Below are 16,861 nucleotides of genomic sequence, written 5' to 3'. Positions count from 1 at the left end.
AACCCGGAAGGCATGCCGAGCCTCAATGTCAGCGGCGTCACCGTCGCTTACCCTAACGGTAATGTCGCCCTGCGCGACGCCAGTTTTTCGCTCGGGGCCGGCACGATTGCCGGCCTCGTTGGCGTCAACGGGTCGGGCAAATCCACCCTGTTCAAGGCGATCATGGGCTTCGTGCACCCCGTCGCCGGCGAGGTCCGTATCGCCGGGCTGCCGGTGCGCGAGGCGCTGAAGCGCAACATCGTCGCCTACGTGCCGCAGGCCGAAGAGGTCGACTGGAATTTCCCGGTCCTCGTCGAGGACGTGGTGATGATGGGCCGGCAGGGCCATATGGGCTTTTTCCGCGTGCCCTCGCCGCGCGACCGCGAACTGGTCGACCAGTCGCTGGCGCGCGTCGGCATGGGCGACTACCGCAAACGCCAGATCGGCGAGCTTTCGGGCGGGCAGAAGAAGCGCGTCTTCCTCGCACGCGCGCTGGCGCAGGAGGGTCGCATCATCCTGCTCGACGAGCCCTTCACCGGTGTCGACGTGCAGACCGAAACCGCGATCATCGACCTGATGCGCGAGCTGCGCGACCAGGGCCACCTGATGCTGGTCTCGACCCATAACCTCGGCTCGGTGCCGGATTTCTGCGACCAGGTCGTGCTGGTCAACCGCACGGTGCTCGCCGCCGGCCCGACCCAGGACGTGTTCACACAGGCCAATCTCGAAAAGGCCTTTGGCGGCGTACTGCGCCACTTCCAACTCGCCGGCGCGGACCTGCACGACGATACCGACCGCCGCCGCGTTACCGTGCTCACCGACGACGAGCGCCCGGTGGTGTTTTATGGCGAGAACGGCGCCGGCGCCCCGGCCTCGCCCAGCAAGCCGAAAACCAAGGACGAGTGATGCTGGAAGAGCTCCTCGTCCCGTTCAGCTACGACTACATGGTCAAGGCCATCTGGGTCTCGGCCCTGGTCGGTGCGGTCTGCGCCTTTCTCTCGGCCTACCTCATGCTCAAGGGCTGGTCGTTGATTGGCGACGCGCTCGGCCATGCCGTGGTCCCCGGCGTCGCCGCCGCCTACCTCCTTGGCCTCCCCTACTCCGCCGGCGCATTCGTTGCGGGCGGGCTCGCCGCCGCCTCGATGGTGATCGTGCGGGCTCGGACGCGGCTACGCGAGGATGCGGTGATCGGCATCATCTTCACCTCGTTCTTCGCACTCGGCCTGCTCATCGTGTCGCTCAACCCGACGGCGGTGGACGTGCAGGCCATCGTCATGGGCAACATTCTCGGTATCTCGGATGCGGACGTGGTGCAGGTTGTGATCATCGCTCTGGTCTCACTCGCCATCCTGATCCTCAAGTGGAAGGACCTGATGCTGGTGTTCTTCGACGAGAACCATGCGCGCACCGTCGGGCTCAACCCGCGCGCGCTGCAGGTGCTGTTCTTCGCGTTGCTCGCGGCCTGTACCGTGGCCGCACTGCAGACGGTCGGCGCCATTCTCGTCATCGCCATGGTGGTGACACCCGGGGCCACGGCCTATCTCCTCACCGACCGCTTCCGCACGCTGCTGATCATCGCGGTGATCCTCGGCTCGGCGACGGCAGCCGTCGGCGCCTACATCTCGTTCTTTCTCGATGGGGCGACGGGCGGCGTCATCGTCTCGCTGCAGACGGCGCTGTTCCTCGTCGCCTTCTTCTTTGCCCCCAAGCATGGCCGCATCGCCGCGCGCCGTCGCGCCCTGCGCGAGGGAGGCGTGTGATGGACCTGATCAACACGTTCCTCATCGAACCGCTCAGCTACGATTTCATGCAGCGCGCGCTGCTGATCGCTATTCTCGTCGGCGCAGTTTCCGCGGTGCTGTCCTGCTTCCTCGTGCTCAAGGGCTGGTCGCTGATGGGCGACGCCATTTCGCACGCGGTACTGCCGGGCATCGTCATCGCCTATGTGATCGGCCTGCCCATCGCCATTGGCGCGTTCGTTGCTGGGCTATTCGCCGCGATCAGCACCGGCTATCTCAAGGACAACAGCCGCATCAAGGAAGACACCGCCATGGGCATCGTCTTCACCGGCATGTTCGCGGTCGGCCTCGTGATGTTCTCGCGCATCGAGACCGACCAGCACCTGAGCCACATCCTGTTCGGCGACATGCTGGGCGTCACCTGGGGCGACCTGATCGAGACTGCCGTCATCGCCATCGGCACGCTGGTGATTATCCTCGCCAAGCGCCGCGATTTCCTGCTCTACACCTTCGACCCGCAGCATGCCCGCGCCATCGGCCTGCGCGTGCCGCTGCTGCACTATGGCCTGCTGGCCATGCTGTCGATCACCATCGTCGCCTCGCTGCAGGCCGTCGGCATCATCCTCGTCGTCGCCATGCTGATTGCTCCCGGTGCCATCGGGTTCCTGCTCGCCAAGCGCTTCGAGGCAATGCTGATGATCGCCGTCGGCGTGTCGGTCGGCGCCGGCATCCTCGGCACCCTGATCAGCTACGCCATCAACGGCGCCACCGGCCCCTGCATCGTGCTGATCCAGGCCGCGGTGTTCCTGCTGGCGCTGTTCTTCGCGCCGGGCACCGGGTTGCTGCGGCGGCGGGTGGCTTGAGATTTTGCGCATTGTAGCGCTAACATGCGCATATTGATGCGCATGGAGTTCGGCATGGCCCCGGTTCGTAAATCAGCAAATCTGTCAATCGATGCCCGATTGCTGGAAGAGGCCCGTGCGCTGAGTATCAACCTGTCCGGCGCCGCGCAGGACGGCATCCGGAATGCTATCGCAGCTGAGAAAGCGCGAAAATGGCAGGCCGAAAACGCGGAAGCCATTCGCAGTTCCAATGAGTATGTCGAGAAGCATGGACTGCCTCTCGAGAAGTACCGAATGTTCTGATGGCTACGTTCGACATCCATCGTGCTGGCGATGGATACCTGCTCAACGTGCAGACCGATCTGCTCGATGGGCTCAATACCGTGCTCGTTGTGCCGCTGATGCCAATCGAACGCGCGCCACTTCCGATGGGACGCCTGAACCCGGTATTCGAACTCGCCGGTAAGCGCTACTCGATGGTCACGCAATACATGGCATCAACCCCGATCCGACAACTCGGGCCCCTCTCGGGCAATCTGAAATTCTCGCACTACGACAAGATCAAATCGGCGCTGGACATGATCTTTCTCGGCTTCTAGTCCCGCACGGCCATTTCCTCGCTCACCACGCTCTTGCTCAGCTGTCGCTCGCGCAACCAGATGTAGAGGCCGGAGCCGATGACGATGGGTGCGCCGATGAAGATCCAGACGTCGGGCGGCTGGTTGAACACAAACCAGCTCGACGCCGTCAGATAGACGATCAGCGAGTAGTTGAACGGGGCCAGCACCGAGGCAGGCGCGAAGCGGTGCGCCACCGTGATGAGCTGGTGGCCCACCAGCGCCGCGACGCCGATCAGGATGAACGGAATCCAGGTCTCGGGGCTCGACGGCCACACCCAGCCACCCAGCGCAAAGGGCAGGAGGAACAGCGTAGAGATGCCGGCCGCATAGAATTGCTGCGCCGTGGAGCTATCGACGCCGGCCAGGGCGCGCGTCGACAGCATGTACAAGGCCGAGCAGATCACCGCGCCGAACGACAGGAAGATCGCCGGATGGAAGGCCGATGTGCCCGGCCGGATGATGATCAGCACGCCGACAAAGCCGACGACGATCGCGAGCCAACGCCGCCAGCCCACCGCCTCGCCGAGCAGCGGGATCGACAGCGCACAGACGATCAGCGGCATGGTGAAGCCGATCGAACCGGTGATGGTCAGCGGGATGTAGGTGATGGCGAGGAAGTTGAAGATGGTCGAGCCGAGCAGCGCGATGGCGCGCCAGAACTGCAGCCACGGCCTGCGCGTCACCACCAGCGCCCGGCCCTCGCGCGGCAGAAACAGCGCCAGCACCAGCACGAACTGGCCGAGATAGCGGACGAACACCACTTCCATCGGCGGAATGCCGTGCAGCATCAGCCACTTGGCACAACTGTCGATGACGCAGAAGCAGAAATAACCGAACAGCACCATGCCGATACCGAGCACGCGCCGCTCCTCGATGGGCTTGACCACGCTCGCCACGTTCACGCCTCCACCGGCTCGGTGACAGGGCGCTTCAGCTGCCGCTCGCGGAACCAGATGTAGACCCCGGAGCCGATGATCACCGGTGCGCCCAGGTAGAACCAGATGTCGGGCGGATCAGAGAAGACCAGCCAGCTGGCAAAGGCGAGGAGCAGCAGCTCGGTGTAGCTGAACGGTGCCAGTTCCGAGGGCGCCGCATAGCGGTGGGCGATGGTGTTGAACTGGTGCGCGGTGAAGCCGGCGATGCCTGCAGCGAAGAAGGCGAACCAACCGCCGCCGCTCGACGGCCAGGTCCAGTCCTGGAAAGCGAAAGGCGCCACGCAGAGCAGCGCGATCAGGCCCGAGTAGGTCTGCTGTGTCGCGGCGGAATCGACGCCGGCAAGCTTGCGGGTGATGATGCTGTAGAGCGCGGCAAACAGCGCGCCGACGAGACAGATCAGCGAGGCCCAGTGAAATGCCTCCGACCCGGGCCGCACGATGATCAGGATGCCCACGAAGCCGACGCCCACCGCCACCCAACGCCGCCAGCCGACCTTCTCGCCCAGCAGCGGCCCGGACAAAGCCGTGACCATCAGCGGCATGGTGAAGAGCAGCGCGCCGGTTACGGTCAGTGGCAGGAAGCGCATGGCGAGGAAATTGGCCGCCGTTGTGCCGAGCAGGCACAAGCCGCGCAGCAGCTCCAATGTCCAATTGTTGGAGTGGAACAGGTCGCGCTGCACCGGCAGGAACAGGGCGACGCCGAGCGCCACATGCACCGCGTAGCGTACGAACACGATCTCGGCCAGCGGCAAACCCTCGGTGGCCATGAACTTGGCCGAGCTGTCGAGCACCGCGAAGAACACCTGCGCAATCAACAGGATGCCAATGCCGAGATTGCGGCGTTCCTCGATGGGAGCGATTTGGGAGGCCATGAAACAGTCCATGCCGCCGGTGGAATGCGGCTCAGTCGCACCTCAAGGCTGGCGGCGCGACACTGTCAATGCCGCCACCGTAACAATGCGTTCGGCTGGGACTAAAGTTGCGGACTAGCCACGCTGCGCCGCCGGCTCGCTCGTGGCGCGGCGACCGAGCACGAACAGCGCGAACAGGATCGCAGTCGAGCCGAGGTCGCCAATGAGGCTGTAGCCCCAGAACGGTATCGCGGCGACGTAGCAGGCGAGGAGCCCGTCGAGACCGGGGCCGTAATAGCCACCCAGCCAGACCCCGAAATTGGAGACGAGGAAGAACGCCAGGCTGCCCAGGAAAGCCGCGCCGCCCAACCGCAGCACGCTCAGCTTCCCGAGGAGGCCGCGAGCGATCAACGTCGCGGCCAGCATTCCCGCATAGGTGAACAGCGCCGAATTGTGCCAGCCGAGCACGATGTCGGCGATGGCCATGGTGGCGATCGGCACCAGCGCGGCCAGCCAGACATTGCGGATGGCATAGGCGGCGAGCAGGCTGACCCCTACCACAGCCGTCACATTGGGCGGATGCGGAATGAGCCGGCTCAATACGCCGATGACGATGAGCCCGAAGGCAAGCCGTTCACTGTTGGTCATCGCAGGTCTCCGCGGGGAATAATCAGCCTCGCGCGGTGGCTGGTCAACAGCCAGCGTTGCCAAATGCACGGTGTCACCCCGGCGGGTGGGGTAAGGCTGTGCCCAACGCGACGGCGTCAGTAGGTCTGGCGCAGATGGCTGAGCTTCAGCGACTTGGCCAGCGCGTCCTTGTCCACCGCAGCACCGTTGCGCGGCGTGAAGCTCAGCTTCACTTCCCGTCCGGGCAACAGCGTCAGGGCGTTGTCGGAGAAGTAGCCGGGCACACCGACCGTGGCGGTGACGAACATGGCCGGCTTGTCCGCCGTCAGCGTCAGCACCGGCGCCTTGTCGCCGCCCGACCACTTGGCCGTCACCTTGGCGTCGCCAATTTGATAGGCCTTGTAGGCCTTGGGGAAATAGTCGTTCTCGCCCAGCAGCTTGCCGTCCTCGGCGGTCCAGGAGAAGAACAGGAACTCGTTGGGCCTGAGGTCGGAGAGGCTGAGCCTGGTCGCCACCACCGCCTTGTCGGGATTGGTCTTGACCTTGGCGGTGGCGATCACGCGGGCCTTGCCGGCGGCGTCGACGGCCTGCACATCGAGCGCGATCTCGGCCTTGGCCGCCGTGTCGTTGATGGCCTTGAGCAGCACCGTATCGCCATCCGGCACCGCCACCACATTGATCGGGGCGAAGAAGCGCTTGGCCATATAGTGCAGCAGCTTCCACTGCCCGCCATAGTCGAGGCTGGACCAGCTCGCCACCGGGTAGATGTCGTTGATCTGCCAATAGAGCGTGCCCATGCAGCGCGGCTTGGTCGAGCGCCAATATTCGATGGCGGTCTTGATGGCGAGGCCCTGCTGGATCTGGCTCAGGAACACCATGTTCTCGAACCCGCTCTGGAAGCGGAAATAGCGCGTCATCGTCTCGAGGATGCGCGAATTGCCACCGGTATTGCGCTGGTGCGCCTCCATCACCGGCGAGGTCGGGTTGCGATCCTCGGGCGTGGTGAAGGTCTCGATGACGTTCATCGAGGTAAAGCTCTGGAAGCCGAACTCGGAGGCAAAGCGCGGGTTCACGTCGCGATAGGCGGCAAAATCCTTGGCCTCGTGCCACACGCTCCAATAGTGCGTGTCGCCGCGCGTATCCGAGTGCCAGCCGTCGGAAAAGTCCATGTAGCCCAGCGACGGGGAGCTCGGCCAGAAGCGGCGGCCCGGATCCTCGTCCTCGACAATATAGCCGAGCATCGAGTTCAGCCGGTCATAGTTGGCGACATAGCGCTCGGGCGCCGCCTTGGTCTCGGGATACCAGTGCAGCGAGCCGATCACCTCGTTGTCGCCGCACCAAAGCGCGATCGAGGCGTGGTGTTGCAGGCGGCGCACCTGCTGGGTGATCTCGGTGCGCACGCCGGCGAGGAAGGCGCGGTCGCTCGGGTAGCTCATGCAGGCGAACATGAAGTCGTGCCAGATGAGGATGCCGAGCTCGTCGCACAGCTCGTAGAAGTAATCTGGCTCATACTGTCCGCCGCCCCAGACGCGCAGCATGTTCATGTTCACCGCCTGCGCGCTTTCGAGCAGGTCGCGGATGACATTGGGGGTGATGCGCGAAGGAATGGCGTCGGCCGGAATCCAGTTGGCGCCGAACATCGAGATGTCGCGGCCGTTGATCCGCACCTTGAACGAGTGGTCGATCTCGTCCTTCTCGACCAGCCATTCGAGCTTGCGCAGCCCGAGCTTGCGCTTGGTCACCTCGCCATCGAGCGTGGTCCAGAGCTCGTAGAGCGGCTGCTCGCCCTGCCCGTTCGGCCACCACAGTTTCGGGTTCTTGATGGTGACGTTGTGGACGAACACGTTCTCGCCCGGACGGACCACCACCTTGTCGGCAAGCTTCTGCCCGTCGATCTCGTGGGTCAGTTCAACCGAACCTTCAGCGAAGGCGAAAACACGAGTCGTGATCGACAGTTCGACCGATTTCTTGCCATGCGCCTGTTCGACCGTGACGCTCTCCTGGCGCGCAAGTTTCGAGCGCCGGATGACCACGCGGCCATAGACGCCGGTCGGCATCAGGCAGATGCCCCAGTCCCAGCCGGCGTGGCAGGCGGCCTTGCGCACGAAGTTCATGTGCACGCCTTCGAGGCCGTTCGACAGGTAGTTGTTGGTGAACGGGATCGGGAACGGATGCGCATCGGAACGCGCCTTGGCGACATCGCGCGTCACCGCGAACTCGAACCGCAGCGTGTTGGTGCCGGCCTTCACCCTGCCGGTCACATCGATGTCGTAGCGGATGAACTGGTTCTGCGTATCGGCGATCTTTTCGCCATTGAGGAAGATCTCGGCGATGGTGTCGACGCTCTCGAGCGTCAGTGTCAGGTAGCCGTCGATCTCGGCCGGCGTGGCGGTGAACTTCCGCTCCATCGTCCAGGGCGTGCGGTTCACCCACATCACCTCGGTTTCGTTCTCGCCGAAATAGGGATCAGGGATTTTCCCGGCCGCGAGCAGCGCCGCATGCACGTCGCCCGGCAGAGTGATTGGCAGCTTCAGCTTGGTCTTGGGCGAAGTGAGCTGGAATTCTCCGGCCAGGTCGAGCTCGCCATAGCCGGTGGTAGCGGCAATGTCCGCTGTCCTGGTCTTCGCCATAGGGAATCCTCCGATCGGTCACCGGCGTCGCAATCGATCTCGCCACCGGTCGCGCGGGTTCTAGCCCCTGCCCTGTTGGCTGCCAATCCCTGGATGTTGCAGTCTTCGCCTCCCTCCCCCTTGAGGGGAGGGAATGAGGGTGGGGGTGGTGCAGTGGATCACCGATGGACCCCCACCCCCAACCCCTCCCCTCAAGGGGGAGGGGAGCGCAATCTCCACTCGCGCCACGCTACGCTTGACACGTGACCATTTGGTCACCTATCGTATCCACCGTGGATGCCGTCTTCAAAGCCCTGGCTGATCCGACCCGCCGTCAGCTGCTCGACAGCTTGCGGGACAAGGCCGGACAGACGTTGACCGAGCTCGAACAGGGGCTCGGCATGACGCGGTTCGGGGTGATGAAGCACCTCAAGGTGCTCGAAGAGGCAAAGCTGGTGACGAGCCGCAAGGAGGGGCGGTTCAAGTACCACTACCTCAACGCCTCCCCGATCCAGGAAGTCGCCGATCGCTGGATCGCGCCCTACCAGAAACCGTTCGCGCGCTATGCGCTGAATCTCAAGGCGATGCTGGAGAGCCGTCAGACCATGCCCGACAAGCCCGATTTCGTCCTCGAAACCTATATCCGCACCACGCCCAAGGCGCTGTGGGATGCCATCACCAACCCGGAGATGACCCGCCAGTACTACTATGGCGGCCGGGTGCAGCCCGAGCTGCGCGTGGGCGGCCGCTTCTACTACCTCGATCCCAATGGCGAGGTGAATCTCGACGGCGAAGTGGTCGAGATCGTCCCCGAAAAGCGCCTCGTCACCACCTTCAAGGCCAACTGGGCCGGTGAAGGCGCGGAGCTCACGCGCGTGCAATACGAGATCGAGCAGCTGGGCGAGAGCTGCAAGCTCACCCTCACCCATTTCAACGCCGAAGCCGCCAAGGCCGGCGTCGAAAGCGGCTGGCCGATGATTTTGGCCGGCCTCAAGACCCTGCTCGAGACCGGCACGCCGCTCATGCTGCCGGCCATGTAGCAGGCAAGAACCATACAGACAGGGAGTTACGACCACACGCACTTGACTCTCATGGCTACTATACATAGCTATCATAGCTACATACGTTAGCCATTGAGATCCGCCATGTCATCCCCCGCCCCAGGCATCCCGCCCAAATCCGTCACCGCCACCCTCCGCCTCGAAGGCCTCATCGCCCTCATCGCCGCCGCCATCGCCTACTGGTTCCTCGGCGGCAACTGGTGGCTGTTCGCCCTCCTGCTGCTCGCCCCGGACCTCAGCTTCCTCGGCTATTCGGCCGGAGCAAAGACCGGGGCGAAGATCTACAACCTCGCCCATACCTACACCCTGCCCGCCATTCTCGGCGCCATCGGCTGGTTCGGCGGCGTGCCGCTGCTGGTCGAGCTGGCGCTGATCTGGGTCGCCCATATCGGGATGGATCGTGCGCTCGGTTACGGACTCAAGTATCCCGGCTACGATCACCAGACCCATCTGGGCCCCATCGGGAAGGCGAAGAAGCACCTTGCCAACGCCGGCTAAGACATCGCGCGACGCACTCGCGACCATCGCCCGGGGGCTCGTCGAAGCCTCCGGGCCCGACGCGCTCACGCTCGGCGCGGTGGCGCAGGCGGCCGGCATCAAGCCGCCCTCGCTCTACAAGCATTTTGCCGATCGCGCCGCGCTGCTGAAGGTGGTCGAGATCGCGATCCTCCACGAGCTCGAGGCCCGTCTTCGGCGTGACACCGTCGGTCCGGACCCGAAATCGCGCCTGCAAGCGATGGCCCGCTCCTATCGCAGCTTCGGCAACGAGGCGCCGAACCGCTATCGCGTCATCTACTCCGGCGACGCCTTCATCGATCCCGAAATCCGCGCCGCCTGCCTGTTCTCGGCGCAACCGCTGTTCGAGGAACTCCGCGCCGCCGGCGTGCCGGAAGCCCGCGTGCTGCCACTCTCGCGCGTGCTCGTCCCCTTCCTCCATGGCTTCGTGCTGATGGAGATCGGCAATGCCTTCAACCTGGGCGGCGATGTCGACGAGGCGTTCGAGACCGGGCTCGAGACGATCCTTCGCGAGATTTCGTAGCAGCCGTGTCGATCTGCACCGCGATGGCGCTCAAGGCGGGAATGCTCCAGGAGTTGATGCTGCATCAGGTGCTGGGCGCGGGGACGCACCTGTTCGACAGCCTGGGGCCTGGGCTGCGCCGGCTCGAGCGCCTGCGCGTGCTCGAGGGCGAAGGCGTGACGCATCTGCACTATTGGGTGAGGTAGGCGCTCGCGCTCGACACGTGCCCCCTACTCCGCCGCCTCAGCATCGAGGAACCCGCCCGACTGACGTGCCCACAGCGAGGCGTACACCCCGCCATGCGTCAGCAGCTGGGCATGCGTGCCTTCCTCGATGATCTTGCCCTTGTCGAGCACGATCAGCCGATCCATCTCGGCGATGGTCGAGAGGCGGTGGGCGATGGCGAGCACGGTCTTGCCCTGCATCAGCGTGGTCAGCTGGCTCTGGATCGCCGCCTCGACCTCGCTGTCGAGCGCGGACGTCGCCTCGTCGAGAATGAGGATCGGCGCATCCTTGAGCAGCACGCGCGCAATGGCGACGCGCTGGCGCTGGCCGCCGCTCAGCTTGACGCCGCGCTCACCGACATAGGCGTCGTAACCGACCCGGCCGCGCTGGTCGACGAGCTGCTCGATGAACTCGTCGGCTTCGGCCATGGCCGCGGCCGTGGTCATCTCTTCGTCGGTCGCATCGGGCCGGCCATAGGTGAGGTTGGCGCGGATCGAGCGGTGCAGCAGCGCTGTGTCCTGGGTCACCACCCCGATCTGGGCGCGCAGCGATTCCTGGGTGACCCTGGAAATGTCCTGACCGTCGATGGTGATGCGGCCGCTGTTGAGGTCGTAGAAGCGCAGCAGCAGGTTGACGATGGTCGATTTGCCCGCGCCCGAGCGCCCGATCAGTCCGACGCGCTCGCCCGGCTTCAGCTCGAGCACCAGGTCATCGATGACCGGCAACGCCTTGTCGTACTTGAAGCCGACATGGTCGAAGCGGATGGCAGCCTCGGTGACCACCAGCGGCTTGGCATCGGGCGCATCCACCAGCCCGAGGGGCTTGGAAATAATCTCGGCCGAGTTCTGCGCCGTGCCGAAATTGCGCATCATGCCGTTGAGCTGGTTCATCAGCCGGCCCAGCATGGCATAGAGCCTGAGGATCACGCCGGTGGTCAGCGCCACGCCGCCGACGGTGAGCACGCCCTCTGCCCACAGATGCACCGACAGCGCGGTGATGCCGGTGATGGCGACGCCGGACAGCATGGCCATCGACGAGCGGACGCCCACCAGCGTGCGCGCCAGCCGCTGCTGCGCGCTCAGATAGTCGTCGAAACCGCGGCGCACGAAGCGGTCGGCGCCTTCGCTGGTGCCGAACAGCTTCAGCATCTGGATGTTGGCAAAGCTGTCGACGATCTTGCCGGTCAGCGCCGAGCCCTGCTCCGCCGTCGCCGCCGCCGCCTTGCGCATGCGCGGGACAAAGTAGCGGGCGAGCACCGCGAACACCGCGACCCACACGATCATCGCCGCCGCAAGGCGCCAGTCGAGCTGCCCGAGGATCACCGTGGTCGCGATCACGAAGATCACGATGTTCCACACCACCTGCAGCAGGCTGACCATGAAGTCGCCCACCGCCGCGCCGGCCTGCCAGACCTTTGAGGCGATCGAGCCGGCAAAATCGTTCTGGAAGAAGCTCAGGTTCTGCCGGATCACGTGCGCATAGGATTGCCAGCGCACCATGTTGTAGAAGCCGAGCGACACGGTCTGCTCTTCCACCGTCGCCGACAGCCAGGCGATGAGGAAGCGGAAGCCGAGCGTCACCACCAGCATGCCCGCCAGTTCCGGCCCGTTGGCCGCCACCAGCGCGTCCCAGCCCTGCCCGGCCGGCAGGGCGGTCAGCATGTCGATCAGACGGCCGACGTAATAAAACAGCGCCGCCTCGACCAGCGCCACCAGCCCGCCCAGCACCATCAACGCAAGGAAGGCGAGCCTGGCCTGGGAGACATAGAACCAGAAGAACCGGATCGTCTGCAGCGGCGGCCGCAGGTCGTCGTTCCGTCCGAAGGGGCGGACCCAGGTCTCGAAAAAGCGGTGAATCGGCTCGATGAGCTGCATGGTGTTCTCGCGGGAACACTCAATAGCTTGAATTCAAACGAAGGGAAGATGAATTCGCGGAACGGGGATGCTCGACCTTGGGAGCAAAGGTGGTGTTACCCAGCGACCCCACCCACAGCTTGTCATCCCTGCGAAAGCAGGGATCCATCTATCCGCCATCGCGGGCTGCGAGCTGTCATCCCTGCTTTCGCAGGGATGACAGCCGGAGTTCGTGGCCGCCCCCTCCACCAGCTTCGCTGGTCCCCCTCCCCCGCTGCGCAGGGGAGGAACACGGCGAGATCGTGCCGCAGCAATCCTCCACCGTAAAACGGGGGAGGGGGACCGCCGCAGGCGGTGGAGGGGGCGGCCGCACACACCTAAGCGTGCCCGCCCCCCACTCTCACTCAGCCGCCTGCTCGGCCTTCATATCCAGGAACCCGCCCGACTGCCGCTCCCATAGCTGGGCGTAGTGCCCGCCGCGGGCCAGCAGTTCGGCATGCGTGCCTTCCTCGACGATCTGGCCCTTCTCGAGCACCACCAGCCGGTCCATCGCCGCAATGGTCGAGAGCCGGTGGGCAATGGCGATCACCGTCTTGCCCTGCATCAGGTCGGTCAGCTGCTCCTGGATGGCCGCCTCGACTTCCGAATCCAGCGCCGAGGTGGCCTCGTCGAGGATCAGGATCGGGGCGTTCTTCAGCAGCACCCGGGCAATGGCGACGCGCTGGCGCTGCCCGCCCGACAGCTTCACGCCCCGCTCGCCCACATGGGCGTCGTAGCCGCGGCGCTGCTTGGGGTCGACCAGCCCGGCAATCACGTCGGCCACCTTCGCCTGCTCGGCCGCTTCGATCATCTGCGCATCGGTCGCGGTCTGGCGGCCGTACTTGATGTTCTCGCGCACCGAGCGGTGCAGCAGCGAGGTGTCCTGGCTGACCAGGCCAATCGCCGCCCGCAGGCTCTCCTGCGTGACGTCGCGGACCTCCTGCCCGTCGATGGTGATGCGCCCGCTCTCGACGTCGAACAGACGCAGCAGCAGGTTCACCAGCGTCGACTTGCCGGCGCCCGAACGGCCAACGAGGCCCACCTTCTCGCCCGGCTTAATGGCGAGGTTGAACCCCTCGATCACCGTGCCTTCCTTGCCGCGCCAGTAGTTGAAGCTGACGTCGTCGAAGACGATGCCACCCTCTCTCACCTCCAGCCTCGGCGCCTCGGGCTTGTCGAGCATGGAGATCGGCTGGGCAATGGTCTCGGCCGAGTCCTGCGTGGTGCCGATCTGGCGGAAGATCTGCGAGCCCGCATCGAGAATCCAGCCGCTCATGTTCATGATCTGCAGCGCAAACGGGATTGCCGTGGCGACGGCCGCGGCACTCAGCGTTCCAGCGTTCCAGGCGCCGAGCGCGATCCAGGCGATCGAGATCACGAGGCCCGCATTCAGCAGGAACAGGGTCGACCACATATAGGTGAAGACCCGCATGAGCTTGCTGAACTCGACGGCATGCACCCGCACCGACTCCGCCACGTACTCATCCTCGTGCCCGTCGGTCGAGAAGGTCTTGAGCGTGTGGATGTTGGTGTAGCTGTCGACGATGCGACCGGTGACCACGGACTTGGCTTCCGAGAGATCCTCGGAATGCTTGGCGATGAGCGGCATCACGATGGTGAACAGGATGCCGTAGAGGATCAGCCAGACCAGGATCGGCACGAGCAGCACCCAGTCGAGCCCCGCCATCACCACGATGGCGACGACGACGAACACCGCCGCGTACCAGACGGCGTCGATCGTCATGTTCACCGACATCTCGACGCTTTCGCCCGCCTGCATGATCTTGTTGGCGATGCGCCCGGCGAAATCGTTCTGGAAGAAGGTCCAGCTCTGGCGGATCACGTGCCAGTGGCTCTGCCAGCGGACGATGTTGACGAGGTTGGGCACGATGGAGTGGTTACGCACCAGCGTGTCGAGCAGGAAGGTCAGCGGCCGCACCACGGCGATGACCAGGATCATCCACAGGAAGGTCTGCCAGTTGAGCTCGAACATCTGGCCTGGTGGCGTGGTGGCGAGCAGCCCCACGACCACGCCGACAAAGATCGGCATCATCGCATCGGCGACAGAACCGATGGTTACCAGCACCATGCGCAGCGCGAAGGCGCCGCTGAACTGCTTGGCGAAATACAGAGTATAGGCGGTCACCCCCTGCGGGGGCTGGGTGTCCTTGGCCAGCGCTACGGGTTTGTAGCGGGCATCGAACCAGGCAATGACTCGGTTGAGCATTTCTCACTCATTTCCGAGCCCGACGCTTGTGACTTCTTGAGTCAGGTCAGGGCTCTAACAGATTGTTTTCGTTTCATCTTCGAGCGAAGCGCTGCGGGTTCCATGCGATGTCCGATGACGGTGTTGGGCGTATCCATCTGTCCCTCCTTGGGATGGTTGAAGTGGTTGCTAAAAAGTGGCCGGGCTAGCGCCCCATCCACCGGCTGTCATCCCAGCGAAAGCTGGGATCCATCGCGCAGCCAGCGCGGGCCGAGAGTTGGACCTCTGCTTTCGCATGGGTGACACGGGGTGGAAGGTGAACGATATCGCTTGCGAGAAAATCACTCCGCCGCCTCCTCCACCGCGTCCTGCAGGAATCCGCCAGACTGGCGGTTCCACAGCCTGGCGTAGGTGCCGCCGAGCCCGATCAGTTCGGCATGCGTGCCCTGCTCGATGATCCGGCCCTGCTCGAGCACGACCAGCCGGTCCATCGCCGCGATGGTCGAGAGCCGGTGCGCGATGGCGATCACGGTCTTGCCGTGCATCAGCCGCGTGAGCTGGCTCTGGATCGCCGCCTCGACCTCGCTGTCGAGCGCCGAGGTGGCCTCGTCGAGCACCAGGATCGGGGCGTTCTTGAGCAGCACCCGGGCGATGGCGATGCGCTGGCGCTGGCCGCCCGACAGCTTCACGCCGCGCTCGCCGACATGGGCGTCGTAACCGGTACGACCCTTGGGGTCGACCAGCGCGTGCACGAAGTCGTCGGCCTCGGCCAGCCGGGCGGCGGCGAGCATCTCCTCCTCGGTCGCATCGGGGCGGCCATAGAGGATGTTCTCGCGCACCGAGCGGTGCAGGAGCGAGGTATCCTGCGTCACGACGCCGATCTGCTCGCGGAGCGAATCCTGCTGCACGCCGGCGATGTCCTTGCCGTCGATCGAGATCACCCCGCTCTCGCGGTCATAGAAACGCAGCAGCAGGTTGACGATGGTCGACTTGCCGGCACCCGAACGGCCGACGAGACCGATCTTTTCGCCCGGCTTGATGGCGAGGTTCAGGTGGTCGATCACGCCCGATTTCTTGCCATAGTGGAAGCTGACATCGTTGAAGCGGATGTCGCCTTTCACCGCCCCGATCGGGGTAGCGCCGGGCTGGTCGGCGACGACGCGCGGCAGCGAGATCGAGCTGATGCCGTCACGCACGACACCGATATTCTCGAACAGCGCCGACATCTCCCACATCACCCACTGGCTCATGCCCTGGAAGCGCAGCACCAGCGCCGCGGCCACCGCGATCGCGCCCGCCGTCATCGCATCGTTCAGCCACTGGCCGATACCGACCGCCACCACGGCGGCGAGCAGCAGGCAGTTCATCGTGGTGATTATCACCTGCAGCTGCGTCACCATGCGCATCTGCTGGTGCACGGTGCCCATGAACTCATCCATGGCCTCGTGCGCATAGCTTTCCTCGCGATGCGAGTGCGAGAACAGTTTTACCGTCGCGATGTTGGTGTAGCTGTCGACGATGCGGCCGGTCATCAGCGAGCGCGCGTCGGCCTGCCGCTCGGACACCTTGCCGAGCTTGGGGATGAAGTAGCGCAGCAGCGCCACATAGGCGACGAGCCAGACCAGGAACGGCACGGCGAGCCAGATGTCGCTCATTGCCGCCAGCACCACGGCGCCGGCGAAATAGACGACCACGAAGATCGTGACGTCGAGCAGCTTCATCACCACTTCGCGTACGGCCAGCGCGGTCTGCATCAGCTTGGCGCCAATGCGGCCGGCGAACTCGTCCTGGAAATAGCTCATCGACTGGCGCAGCAGGTAGCGATGCGCCATCCAGCGGATGCGCTGCGGGAAATTGCCCAGCAGCGTCTGGTGGATGATGTGGGTGTCGATCAGTTGCAGCAGCGGCAGGCCGATGAGCAGGAAGCCGCCCATCAGCCACAGCTTCCAGCCCTCGGTCTGAAGGAACGTCGCCTTGTCGGCGGTGCCGAGCCAGTCGACGATCGAGCCCATGAAGCCGAACAGCGCAATCTCGCCCACGGCAATGGCAGCGCCGAGCACGGCCATGGCGAGCAGCCAGCGCTTGGCACCCTTGGAATAGTGCAGGCAGAAGGCCAGCAGCGTCTTGGGCGGCTGCTCGGGTTCACCCAGCGGGTACGGGTTCAGCCGCGCTTCGAACCACTTGAACACAGCATCGATCACAGCCGTTCTCCCTCAACGTCGTCTCAGTCACCGGCGGCACGGCTACGGCCTCAACA

The 16,861-nt window shown here is 64.6% G+C and carries 16 protein-coding genes; 9 read left to right on the top strand and 7 right to left on the bottom strand.

The features are described from left to right. The first annotated feature begins 12 nt into the window (after window positions 1-12). Genes AC3A6I_RS05625 through AC3A6I_RS05605 form a run of 5 tightly spaced genes read left to right on the top strand, consistent with a single transcriptional unit; the run spans window position 13 to window position 3,159 of the window. Window positions 13-885 carry a manganese/iron ABC transporter ATP-binding protein gene (locus tag AC3A6I_RS05625; RefSeq protein ID WP_487544987.1) on the top strand — a complete coding sequence of 291 codons (873 nt, stop codon included), beginning with the start codon at window positions 13-15 and terminating at the stop codon, window positions 883-885. Continuing rightward, the gene (locus tag AC3A6I_RS05620; protein ID WP_487542422.1) at window positions 885-1,739 is read left to right on the top strand and encodes a metal ABC transporter permease; all 855 of its coding nucleotides are present in this window, start codon (window positions 885-887) and stop codon (window positions 1,737-1,739) included. Before AC3A6I_RS05625 ends, AC3A6I_RS05620 begins: the two co-directional genes overlap by 1 nt. Beyond that, window positions 1,739-2,581 (top strand): metal ABC transporter permease, encoded by an 843-nt coding sequence (locus AC3A6I_RS05615; protein WP_487542420.1) that lies wholly within the window; start codon window positions 1,739-1,741, stop codon window positions 2,579-2,581. The genes AC3A6I_RS05620 and AC3A6I_RS05615 overlap by 1 nt, the downstream gene beginning before the upstream one ends. A 24-nt stretch (window positions 2,582-2,605) precedes the next feature. Further along, entirely contained in the window at window positions 2,606-2,863 is a 258-nt protein-coding gene (locus AC3A6I_RS05610) for a type II toxin-antitoxin system CcdA family antitoxin (protein ID WP_487542418.1), read from the top strand. Then, window positions 2,863-3,159, top strand: a complete 297-nt coding sequence (locus AC3A6I_RS05605; RefSeq protein ID WP_487542416.1) for a CcdB family protein — start codon at window positions 2,863-2,865, stop codon at window positions 3,157-3,159. The genes AC3A6I_RS05610 and AC3A6I_RS05605 overlap by 1 nt, the downstream gene beginning before the upstream one ends. Here AC3A6I_RS05605 and AC3A6I_RS05600 read toward each other — a convergent pair. The 4 genes from AC3A6I_RS05600 to AC3A6I_RS05585 all read right to left on the bottom strand — a co-directional run bounded on the left by AC3A6I_RS05600 (window position 3,156) and on the right by AC3A6I_RS05585 (window position 8,223). Beyond that, on the bottom strand, window positions 3,156-4,076 hold the full coding sequence (locus AC3A6I_RS05600; protein WP_487542414.1) for a DMT family transporter: 921 nt from the start codon (window positions 4,074-4,076) through the stop codon (window positions 3,156-3,158). The two genes, AC3A6I_RS05605 and AC3A6I_RS05600, sit on opposite strands and share 4 nt — an antisense overlap. Before the next feature lie 2 nt (window positions 4,077-4,078). Further along, entirely contained in the window at window positions 4,079-4,987 is a 909-nt protein-coding gene (locus tag AC3A6I_RS05595) for a DMT family transporter (protein WP_487542412.1), read from the bottom strand. A gap of 114 nt (window positions 4,988-5,101) precedes the next feature. Further along, entirely contained in the window at window positions 5,102-5,614 is a 513-nt protein-coding gene (locus AC3A6I_RS05590; RefSeq protein WP_487542410.1) for a DUF6580 family putative transport protein, read from the bottom strand. A 116-nt stretch (window positions 5,615-5,730) separates the two neighbouring features. Next, the gene (locus AC3A6I_RS05585) at window positions 5,731-8,223 is read right to left on the bottom strand and encodes a beta-mannosidase (RefSeq protein WP_487542409.1); all 2,493 of its coding nucleotides are present in this window, start codon (window positions 8,221-8,223) and stop codon (window positions 5,731-5,733) included. A gap of 272 nt (window positions 8,224-8,495) precedes the next feature. Here AC3A6I_RS05585 and AC3A6I_RS05580 point away from each other — a divergent pair, with 272 nt between their 5' ends. From AC3A6I_RS05580 to AC3A6I_RS05565, 4 genes are all read left to right on the top strand, one after another. Then, window positions 8,496-9,242 (top strand): ArsR/SmtB family transcription factor, encoded by a 747-nt coding sequence (locus tag AC3A6I_RS05580; RefSeq protein WP_487542407.1) that lies wholly within the window; start codon window positions 8,496-8,498, stop codon window positions 9,240-9,242. A gap of 105 nt (window positions 9,243-9,347) precedes the next feature. After that, window positions 9,348-9,761, top strand: coding sequence for a DUF4260 family protein (locus AC3A6I_RS05575; protein ID WP_487542405.1), 414 nt, complete (start codon window positions 9,348-9,350; stop codon window positions 9,759-9,761). Beyond that, the gene (locus AC3A6I_RS05570; protein ID WP_487542403.1) at window positions 9,745-10,302 is read left to right on the top strand and encodes a TetR/AcrR family transcriptional regulator; all 558 of its coding nucleotides are present in this window, start codon (window positions 9,745-9,747) and stop codon (window positions 10,300-10,302) included. The genes AC3A6I_RS05575 and AC3A6I_RS05570 overlap by 17 nt, the downstream gene beginning before the upstream one ends. A 5-nt stretch (window positions 10,303-10,307) precedes the next feature. Then, window positions 10,308-10,487 (top strand): hypothetical protein, encoded by a 180-nt coding sequence (locus tag AC3A6I_RS05565; RefSeq protein ID WP_487542401.1) that lies wholly within the window; start codon window positions 10,308-10,310, stop codon window positions 10,485-10,487. A 24-nt stretch (window positions 10,488-10,511) separates the two neighbouring features. On the opposite strand, the gene AC3A6I_RS05560 is transcribed toward AC3A6I_RS05565, so the two are convergent. The 3 genes from AC3A6I_RS05560 to AC3A6I_RS05550 form a co-directional block, all read right to left on the bottom strand. Beyond that, window positions 10,512-12,380: an ABC transporter ATP-binding protein gene (locus AC3A6I_RS05560; RefSeq protein ID WP_487542399.1), complete on the bottom strand. Its 1,869-nt coding sequence runs from the start codon at window positions 12,378-12,380 to the stop codon at window positions 10,512-10,514. A gap of 379 nt (window positions 12,381-12,759) precedes the next feature. Next, window positions 12,760-14,625, bottom strand: coding sequence for an ABC transporter ATP-binding protein (locus tag AC3A6I_RS05555; RefSeq protein WP_487542397.1), 1,866 nt, complete (start codon window positions 14,623-14,625; stop codon window positions 12,760-12,762). Between the two features lie 320 nt (window positions 14,626-14,945). Beyond that, window positions 14,946-16,793, bottom strand: a complete 1,848-nt coding sequence (locus AC3A6I_RS05550; protein WP_487544986.1) for an ABC transporter ATP-binding protein — start codon at window positions 16,791-16,793, stop codon at window positions 14,946-14,948. Window positions 16,794-16,861 lie beyond the last annotated feature (68 nt).

The organism is Devosia sp. Soil_C_22, assembly GCF_057657195.1.
The sequence above is the reverse complement of the archived record's forward strand: the minus strand, read 5'-3'. Positions and strand labels throughout refer to the sequence as shown.